Consider the following 8,047-nt stretch of genomic DNA (forward strand, 5'->3'; position numbering starts at 1 on the left):
AGCTCTGAACCATCCAACTGACTTTACGATTTGCATCTCAAGGAGAAGTGTATGTGTGGCATCGTCGGGGCTGTTGCCCAACGTGATGTGGCTGAAATTCTGGTAGAGGGCCTGCGCCGTCTGGAGTACCGCGGTTATGACTCAGCCGGTGTGGCCGTGTTCAGCGCCAACCAGCCGTTGCAGCGGGTTCGCCGTCTGGGCAAGGTGGCCGAGCTGGCCAAGGCGCTCGACGAGCAGTCCGTCCATGGTGGTACCGGCATCGCCCATACCCGCTGGGCCACTCACGGCGAGCCTTCCGAGCGCAATGCCCACCCCCACGTCTCCGAGCATATCGTGGTGGTGCACAACGGCATCATCGAGAACCACGAAGAGCTGCGGGAAGAATTGAAGGCGCTGGGTTATGTGTTCAGCTCCGACACCGATACCGAGGTGATTGCCCATCTGGTCCATCACGAGCTGAAGAGCGCCGGCAGCCTGCTGGCCGCCATGCAAACTGCGGTGAAGCAGCTGCGCGGTGCCTACGGTACCGTGGTGATGGACAGCCGCGACGACAGCCGCGTGGTGGTGGCCCGTTCCGGTTCACCGCTGGTGATCGGCCGCGGTATCGGCGAGAACTTTATCGCCTCCGACCAGATGGCGCTGCTGCCGGTGACCCGTCGCTTCATCTTCCTGGAAGAGGGTGATGTGGCCGAAGTGACCCGTCGCGATGTGCATATCTTCGATACCAACGGTAACGCCGTGGTGCGTGAAGAGCAGGAGTCCGAACTCTCCCACGATGCCGGTGACAAGGGCGAATACCGTCATTACATGCTCAAAGAGATCCACGAGCAACCCAAAGCGATCACCAACACCCTGGAAGGGCGTCTGGGCAGCGATCACGTGGTGGTCGAATCGTTCGGCAACGGCGCTCGCGCCATCTTTGACAAGGTCGAGCACGTGCAGATCGTCGCCTGCGGCACCTCCTATCACTCCGGCATGGTGGCTCGCTACTGGTTCGAAGAGATCGCTGGCGTCTCCTGCGATGTGGAGATCGCCTCCGAGTTCCGCTATCGCAAATCGGTAGTGCGCCCCAACAGCCTGCTGGTGACCCTCTCCCAGAGTGGCGAGACTGCCGATACCCTGGCGGCGCTGCGTCTGGCCAAGGAATCCGGCTACATGAGCTCGCTGGCTATCTGCAACGTGCCGGGCTCCTCGCTGGTGCGTGAATCGGATCTGGCTTTCATGACCCGCGCCGGTGCCGAAATCGGCGTGGCCTCCACCAAGGCGTTTACCACCCAGCTGGCTGGCCTGCTGATGTTGGTGGCCTCGGTCGGTCACTGCCGTGGCCACCTGAGCGCCGCCGCCGAAGCCGAACTGGTCAAGGCGCTGCAAGCCCTGCCGCTGCGTATTAAAGAGAGCCTGGCACTGGCCAAGGATATCGAAACCCTGGCCGAAGAGTTTGCCGACAAGCAGCACAGCCTGTTCCTCGGCCGTGGCAGCCAGTACCCCATCGCCATGGAGGGGGCGCTCAAGCTCAAAGAGATCTCCTACATCCACGCCGAAGCTTACGCCGCTGGCGAACTGAAGCACGGCCCGCTGGCGCTGATCGATGCCGAAATGCCCATTATTGTGGTGGCGCCGAACAACGATCTGCTGGAGAAGCTCAAGTCCAACGTGGAAGAGGTGCGCGCCCGTGGCGGTATCCTCTACGTGTTCGCCGATGCCGATACCGGCTTCAAGAGCGACGAGACCATGCGGGTCATGAACCTCAACCATGTGGAAGAGGTGATCGCCCCCATTGTCTATACCGTGCCGCTGCAGCTGCTCTCCTATCACGTTGCCCTGATCAAGGGCACCGACGTCGACCAGCCGCGCAACCTGGCAAAATCGGTGACCGTCGAGTAAGTCACTTTCTTAAATGATAAAGAGCCGCAATTGCGGCTCTTTTTGTTTCGGCTGAGGGGTTACGACAGCCGCAGGTTGGTGATGGTGACCTCGTCGAGGGAGGGCACAATGATGCCGCTGGTGATCCCTTTGGCGATGGCTTGACTGCGGTTCTTCGAGTCGGTCTTGTTGGTCACCTGGGTCAGGTGAAAGTTGACCGTCCGCTCACTGATGCCGAGGATGGTGGCGATCTCCCAGGAGGTCTTGCCCTCGCTTGCCCAGAACAGGCACTCCTTCTCCCGATCCGACAGTTCGGTCAGGTACTTCATCAGGTCAGGCCGGCTTTTGATCAGTTGCAGCGCGGAGTTGAAGATGTAGCTGGCGCAGAATGACAGCAAGGGAACGTTTTCAAACATCAGATCAGAGTTGGACTTCTCCTTGGTGATGAATGAGAGGATACCGTGCTCCCCCTGCGGGGTGTGGAGCGGGAAGGATACGCCGTTGCGCACCCCGAAATCGGCAGCCAGGTTCATCACGTCGCGGCTGGCGCTGGGTAGCCAGGGCGAGTCGCAGTCGAGTTTGTTCCAGAAGATAGGCTGGGTCTGTTTCAGCCCCAGATAGACCACCGGATCCTGGGTCAGATACTGGTTTTCGCTGTAGGCGTCAAACCAGCTGGTCGGACAGTTGTTGAACAGTGCCACGTGGGATTTCTGCATGCTGATGGGGAAAATAATCAACAGCCGGAAGTAATCAAAGCCCATTTGATGACTGAAGCGTTCCAGTTGTTGCTGGATATCGCTGGTTTTTGTTGCCTTGGTGAACTTGTCGATATGTTCCCAGATCGCATCGTTGAGCATGACTTTCTCCTTTTTCGATCTCTATCACACTGATCGAAAAGATTTTTTCTCGTTATTTATATTTGTGCGGTGGCTATTGGCGCCACTTATTCCGTGCGTGTTTAAAAATTATCCTGTTTTTGTGCATAAAGGCCAAGAAAATCCTCTCGTTGCCAGTCCGCCCTGCATTTGAGATAATGATAATAGTTATCATTAGTAAGATGTATTTCAATGAACAAATTATGGGGTGTGGCCCTGCTGCCACTGTCAGTCCACTTTGCTGCCATCGGGGATGAGCTGGTTGCTCCCGTCCTCAAGAACAGCATAGCTGCCGGGAAAGCCTCCCAGCAGCGGGTGGAAAAAGCCGCCGATGCCGCCGTTGCCGCACGACTGGAGCTGCAAAACGCCCAGCTGCAACTGCGCGACCTCGAAGCCTACAACCGTTACATGCAATCTCTGGTGGCCGATCAGCAAAATGAGCTGGGTAAATTGAGCCAGCAGCTGGAAGCGGTGCAAGAGACCCGTCAGGGCTTGATACCGCTGATGTTGCAGATGCAGGCAGATCTGGAACAGCTGGTGCAAAATGACATCCCGCTGCGCAAGGAAGATCGTTTGGCGCGGGTTGAACAGTTGAAAGCGACCCTGGCTCGCGCAGACGTTAGCGAGGCAGAGAAATTCCGTCAGCTGCTGCAGGCCTATCAGATTGAAGCCGAGTACGGCAGCCGGATGGACAGCTATTCCGCCGAGCTGGAGCTGGATGGTGCTCCGCGTCGGGTCGATGTGCTGGCGCTGGGTCGGGTCTCCCTGCTGGCAATGACGGCCGATCGCAGTCAGGCATGGCGCTGGTCTGCCGAGGCTAAGCAGTGGCAAGCCCTCGACAGCCAGTGGCTCTCCCCTATCGCCGAGGCGATGGATGTGGCCGCCGACAAGAAAGTTCCCCAGTTGCTCAATGTCCCCCTCTCTGTCAGCCGTAGTCAGGAGGCCCAATCATGAGAGTCACCATGAAGTGGTTCCCCCTCCTTATTGCCCTCTCCTGCGGTGCCAACGCCGCTGTCGCCGATGAGTGGCAGCAGCAGGAACAGGCTCGCGAACAGCAGGCTCAACAAGATCTGGCATCTGTTTCCAAAGAGCTGAACAGTGCCCGCGCCAAATTGGCCGAGGCCCAGCGACTGAGCAAGGAGTTGGCCGGCAAGTTCGCCAGCAACGAGAAGCAGCTGGTCGAGCTTAACGCCCAGTGGGAGCAAGCCTCCGGCGACATGAACGAGATCTTCGCGGTCACCCGTCAGGGCGCCAGCGATGCGGTCAAGCTGCTGAGCGAATCCGCCGTCGAGGGCCAGTACCCGGAACGTCTCGCCCCGCTGAAAGCCATGGCACAGGATAAACAGGTGCCGGATCGTGCTGCTCTCGCCCTGCTGCCCGCCACGCTGCTGCAGGAGATCCGCGAATCTGGCCGGATTGCCCAGTTCAACGGCAAGGTGCTCGATGCCCAAGGGGCTGCCAGCGAGCAGTCGCTGACCCGGGTTGGCAGTTTTGCCCTGCTGGGGAGCGAAGGCTTCCTGCAACCGACCGCCGAAGGCTTGAGCCCGGTACTGGGTCTGCCCGGTAGCGTGCTCTCTGCCGTTGCGGCTTATCAGGGTCAGGAAGGGGAAGCGCTGCCGCTGGATCCTTCTCATGGCACTCTGCTGGCGATGCTGGCACAGGCACCTACCTTCTGGCAGCAGGTACAGCAAGGTGGTCAGGTCGGCGCCATTATCGTGCTGCTGGCTGCCATCGGTTTGGGAATTGCGGCAGTACGGCTGTGGAGCCTCTCCCGCGAACTGGGTCGGGTGCGCCGCCAGCTCAAGAGCGGCGAGTATCACGCCGACAACGCCCTCGGCCGGGTGCTGACGGTGGCAGACAAACACCCCGAACTGAGCATGGAGACCCTCGAGCTGCGTCTTGATGAGGCGATCCTGCAGGAGACTCCTCGCATGGAGCGCGGCATCGGCATGGTCAAGGTGATCGCGGCCATCGCCCCCATGCTGGGTCTGCTCGGTACCGTAACCGGGATGATCGGCACCTTCCAGGCCATCACCCAGTTTGGCACCGGTGATCCCAAGATCATGGCGGGCGGCATCTCCATGGCGCTGGTCACCACGGTACAGGGTCTGGTTGCGGCCATTCCGCTGATCCTGGCCCACAGCCTGCTGCAATCACGCTTCACCGAGCTTTCCAATGTACTGGAGCAGCAGGTAGCCGGCATTCTGGCCGAGCGCGCCGAGAGCAATAACGGCGGGATGGAGCGAGCAGCATGATGCTCGACATCTGGCAACAGCTGCAGAGCTTCATGGGCCGTGGCGGCCCGGTGCTCTGGGTCATTCTGGCCCTGCTGGTGCTGATGTGGATTTTGATGATCGAGCGGCTGCTCTACCTCAATCTGGGTTTCGGCCCGCTGCAGCAACAGCTGCTCGGCCGCTGGCAAGCCCGCAGCGAGCGCCACAGCTGGCACGCCCGAGCGATCCGCAGCCGCTGGCTGGCGCAGGCGGAGCTGGAACTGAACCGTCATCTGATCTTCATCCGCACCCTGGTGGTGCTCTGCCCCATGCTGGGGTTGCTGGGCACAGTGACCGGCATGATCGGCGTATTCGATGCGTTGGCTGCGGCCAACCGCTTTAACCCGGAGAGCATGGCGGGCGGGATCTCCCGCGCCACCATCCCCACCATGGCAGGCATGGTGGTGGCGCTCTCCGGCGTGTTGTTACTCAGTCGGCTCGAGAGTCAGGCCAAGCGTGCGCTGGCCAAGACCCGGGACGGCCTGCGAGAAGAGAAGGTAATGCAATGAGACGGCAATCCAAACGCCAGCGTGACGAAGTGCAGATCGACATGACCCCCATGCTGGATATCGTGTTCATCATGCTGATCTTCTTTATTGTCACCACCTCCTTCGTGCGCGAAGCCGGGCTCGAGGTGCATAGGCCCCAGGCCAGTCAGGCCAAGGTACAGAAATCTTCCAGCATCATGCTGGCGATCGGGGCTCAGGGTCAGATCTTCCTCGACCGCAAGCAGATCGATGTGGAGCGGGTGCAGGCCACCATCGCCCGTCTGCTGGCGGAGCAACCCGATGCCAGTCTGGTGATCCAGGCCGACGAGCGGGTGCCCCACGGCAAGGTGGTGCGGGTGATGGATGAGGCCAAGGCGGCGGGTATCGCCAATATCGCCGTGGCGGTGGCGCCGAAATGAAATACAAGCTGATGAGCCTGGGGCTGGGGATTGCCCTCAGTCTGGGCATCCTGCTGTTCATGGCCACGCTGGTTGAACCGCCCCAGGGCGAGAAGGTGGCGAGCGAACAGAAGCCCATCGTCATCAATATGCAGAACGAGGTGACCGAGGTGCAGGTACGCGAGCGTCCGGTACCGCAGGAACCCGAGCCTCTGCCAGAGCCTCCCGCTGCATTGGCCTCGACACCGCTGCCGATGCCTGCCGCGGCCCCTTTGGCGGCCGTTGAGCCGAGTCTGGATCTGGTTTCCAGCCTCAGCGCGGTGCAGGTCTATGCCCCCGGTGTGGCGACCAGTACCGCACCAGTATTGAGTGGCAACTACCACGGCCAGCAGCAGGGAGCGGGTATCGGCGCAGGTGACATGCTGATGCCGCTGCAACGGATCGAGCCGGTCTACCCCTATCGTGCCCAGCAGTCAGGGATCGAAGGATTCGTCACCCTGCGCTTTAGCGTGAATGCCGAAGGTGGCGTGCAGGATGTGGAAGTGGTCGAGGCCAAGCCCAAGCGTCAGTTCGAGCGGGCGGCCATTCAGGCGATCAACAAGTGGCGCTATCAGCCGAGACCGGGCGCCACCGACAAGCTGGTGCAAGTCATCACGCTCAAATTCAAACTGGAGTCATAACTATGTTGCGGATCTGGATCTGTCTGCTTGCCCTGGTCGGCCAAGCCTGTCTGGCGATGGAGGTCAGCCCTCACTTCTCCCGTCAGCTTGAACCCGTGATGAAGCTCTATCAGTCCGGTCAGTGGCAACAAGCCCAGAGCAAGGCGTCCGGCCTCAAGCCAAATAGCGATGCCGAGCGTGCCTGGCTGGCGCAGCTGCAAGCCTCGCTGGCGGCCAATCTGCAACAGACCGCCCAGGCGAGCCGTTATGTCGAACAGGCCCTTGCCTATAAAGAGTGGCCCGAGCAACAACAGCTCCAGCTGCTGCGACTGCGCGGCGATATTCAGGCCCAGCAATCCAACTGGTCTGGCGCCATCGCCAGCTACAAGGCGGCACTGGCACTCAAACAAGACGATGGGCTGCGCCTGCGTCTGGCCGGCCTCTATTACCACAACAAACAGTACGGTGACGCTGCCAGCCAGAGCGAACAGTTGTTGAAGAAGGGTTGGCAGAAGCAGGCCGCCATCATTCGTCTCTCCGCCCTCACCGCTCAGCAACGTTATGGCGTGGCGGCCGATCAGGCGGCCGAGTTGATCAGCCACGAACCCAAAGAGAGCAAATGGTGGCAACAGGCGGTATCGCTCAACCTCTCCGCCAAACGTGGCGATCAGGCGTTGGCTCTGTTGCAAACAGCTATTGACAGAAAACTGATGGATGATGCGTCTGCCCGCAATCAGCTGATCCGTCTCTATGCCTGGCAAGGGCTGCCTTATCGTGGAGCCCGTCTGCTGGAAGCGGCCATGGCCAAGGGACAGATGAAGCAAAGTGCTGAAAACCGCCAACTGCTTGCCCAATTGTGGGAAGGTGCCCGGGAGTGGTCACAAGCGGTCGATAGCTGGCAGCGGCTCGCCAACCAGCACGGTCAGCCCAAAGCCGCCATGCGCGCCGCCGAACTGCTGCTGCAACAGGGCAAGACTGATGCTGCAATGACCCAGCTCGCTGCCATCAAGTCGGTGAAGGGCGAGCAAGGCAATCGTGCCAAAGCGTTGCTGGTGCAGGCACACCTTAATAAGGAGCAGTATGCCCAGGCGCTGGAACTGGCCCGAGAGCTGCAGCAGCAGGATAACTGGCAGCAGAAGGCAACCAGCTGGGTCAACTATATCCGGGCACAAAGCGAAGAGTTGAGCAAAAAAGCGGCGTAAAAGAGGTGCCAAGGGGCTGTTTTGGGGCGTTCAGTTCGCTTTTTCAGCAAACGAACGCATTTTTGCAAAAAGCCCTTGTCATCCCGGCGCGGCTCCCTATAATGCGCCCCTACCAGCACGGCGGAACACGCCGAACTGATGAGCCAGCTTCCTAGCGAAGTGGGCGCCGAAAGAAAAGCGAAAACAATCGCTTGACTTTCGAAGTGAGAAGCGTAATATGCGCCTCCTCAACGCGACAAGCGTGACGCTCTTTAACAATTTGAATCAAGCAATCTGTGTGGGCACTCAC

General features: G+C 60.0%; 8 protein-coding genes. 7 read left to right on the forward strand and 1 reads right to left on the reverse strand.

What is annotated here, in order from left to right:
- Nucleotides 1–51 precede the first annotated feature (51 nt).
- Entirely contained in the window at nucleotides 52–1,884 is a 1,833-nt protein-coding gene (gene glmS / locus G5137_RS14460) for a glutamine--fructose-6-phosphate transaminase (isomerizing) (protein ID WP_005355853.1), read from the forward strand.
- A 59-nt stretch (nucleotides 1,885–1,943) separates the two neighbouring features.
- Here glmS and G5137_RS14465 read toward each other — a convergent pair whose 3' ends face one another.
- Entirely contained in the window at nucleotides 1,944–2,720 is a 777-nt protein-coding gene (locus G5137_RS14465) for a helix-turn-helix transcriptional regulator (protein ID WP_216952456.1), read from the reverse strand.
- Between the two features lie 210 nt (nucleotides 2,721–2,930).
- Between G5137_RS14465 and G5137_RS14470 the strand changes: the two genes are divergently transcribed.
- Genes G5137_RS14470 through G5137_RS14495 form a run of 6 tightly spaced genes read left to right on the forward strand, consistent with a single transcriptional unit; the run spans nucleotide 2,931 to nucleotide 7,758 of the window.
- Nucleotides 2,931–3,692 carry a DUF3450 domain-containing protein gene (locus G5137_RS14470; protein WP_421255593.1) on the forward strand — a complete coding sequence of 254 codons (762 nt, stop codon included), beginning with the start codon at nucleotides 2,931–2,933 and terminating at the stop codon, nucleotides 3,690–3,692.
- The gene (locus tag G5137_RS14475) at nucleotides 3,689–4,993 is read left to right on the forward strand and encodes a MotA/TolQ/ExbB proton channel family protein (RefSeq protein ID WP_335839927.1); all 1,305 of its coding nucleotides are present in this window, start codon (nucleotides 3,689–3,691) and stop codon (nucleotides 4,991–4,993) included. The genes G5137_RS14470 and G5137_RS14475 overlap by 4 nt, the downstream gene beginning before the upstream one ends.
- Nucleotides 4,990–5,520: a MotA/TolQ/ExbB proton channel family protein gene (locus tag G5137_RS14480; protein WP_005339367.1), complete on the forward strand. Its 531-nt coding sequence runs from the start codon at nucleotides 4,990–4,992 to the stop codon at nucleotides 5,518–5,520. The genes G5137_RS14475 and G5137_RS14480 overlap by 4 nt, the downstream gene beginning before the upstream one ends.
- The gene (locus G5137_RS14485) at nucleotides 5,517–5,918 is read left to right on the forward strand and encodes an ExbD/TolR family protein (protein ID WP_139707627.1); all 402 of its coding nucleotides are present in this window, start codon (nucleotides 5,517–5,519) and stop codon (nucleotides 5,916–5,918) included. The genes G5137_RS14480 and G5137_RS14485 overlap by 4 nt, the downstream gene beginning before the upstream one ends.
- A complete protein-coding gene (locus G5137_RS14490; RefSeq protein WP_213388123.1) occupies nucleotides 5,915–6,577 on the forward strand; it encodes an energy transducer TonB in 663 nt (220 codons plus the stop codon). The genes G5137_RS14485 and G5137_RS14490 overlap by 4 nt, the downstream gene beginning before the upstream one ends.
- A gap of 2 nt (nucleotides 6,578–6,579) precedes the next feature.
- Nucleotides 6,580–7,758: a hypothetical protein gene (locus G5137_RS14495; RefSeq protein WP_421255594.1), complete on the forward strand. Its 1,179-nt coding sequence runs from the start codon at nucleotides 6,580–6,582 to the stop codon at nucleotides 7,756–7,758.
- Nucleotides 7,759–8,047: the final 289 nt, after the last annotated feature.

Source organism: Aeromonas sp. 600282 (assembly GCF_049175755.1).
In the GTDB taxonomy this organism is placed as follows: Bacteria; Pseudomonadota; Gammaproteobacteria; order Enterobacterales; family Aeromonadaceae; genus Aeromonas; species Aeromonas veronii_A.

What these genes read in the sequence shown, in the direction of transcription:
- glmS (WP_005355853.1), top strand. Translation starts at nt 52, where the DNA reads ATGTGTGGCATCGTCGGGGCTGTTGCCCAACGTGATGTGGCTGAAATT.
- G5137_RS14465 (WP_216952456.1), bottom strand. Translation starts at nt 2,720, where the DNA reads ATGCTCAACGATGCGATCTGGGAACATATCGACAAGTTCACCAAGGCA.
- G5137_RS14470 (WP_421255593.1), top strand. Translation starts at nt 2,931, where the DNA reads ATGAACAAATTATGGGGTGTGGCCCTGCTGCCACTGTCAGTCCACTTT.
- G5137_RS14475 (WP_335839927.1), top strand. Translation starts at nt 3,689, where the DNA reads ATGAGAGTCACCATGAAGTGGTTCCCCCTCCTTATTGCCCTCTCCTGC.
- G5137_RS14480 (WP_005339367.1), top strand. Translation starts at nt 4,990, where the DNA reads ATGATGCTCGACATCTGGCAACAGCTGCAGAGCTTCATGGGCCGTGGC.
- G5137_RS14485 (WP_139707627.1), top strand. Translation starts at nt 5,517, where the DNA reads ATGAGACGGCAATCCAAACGCCAGCGTGACGAAGTGCAGATCGACATG.
- G5137_RS14490 (WP_213388123.1), top strand. Translation starts at nt 5,915, where the DNA reads ATGAAATACAAGCTGATGAGCCTGGGGCTGGGGATTGCCCTCAGTCTG.
- G5137_RS14495 (WP_421255594.1), top strand. Translation starts at nt 6,580, where the DNA reads ATGTTGCGGATCTGGATCTGTCTGCTTGCCCTGGTCGGCCAAGCCTGT.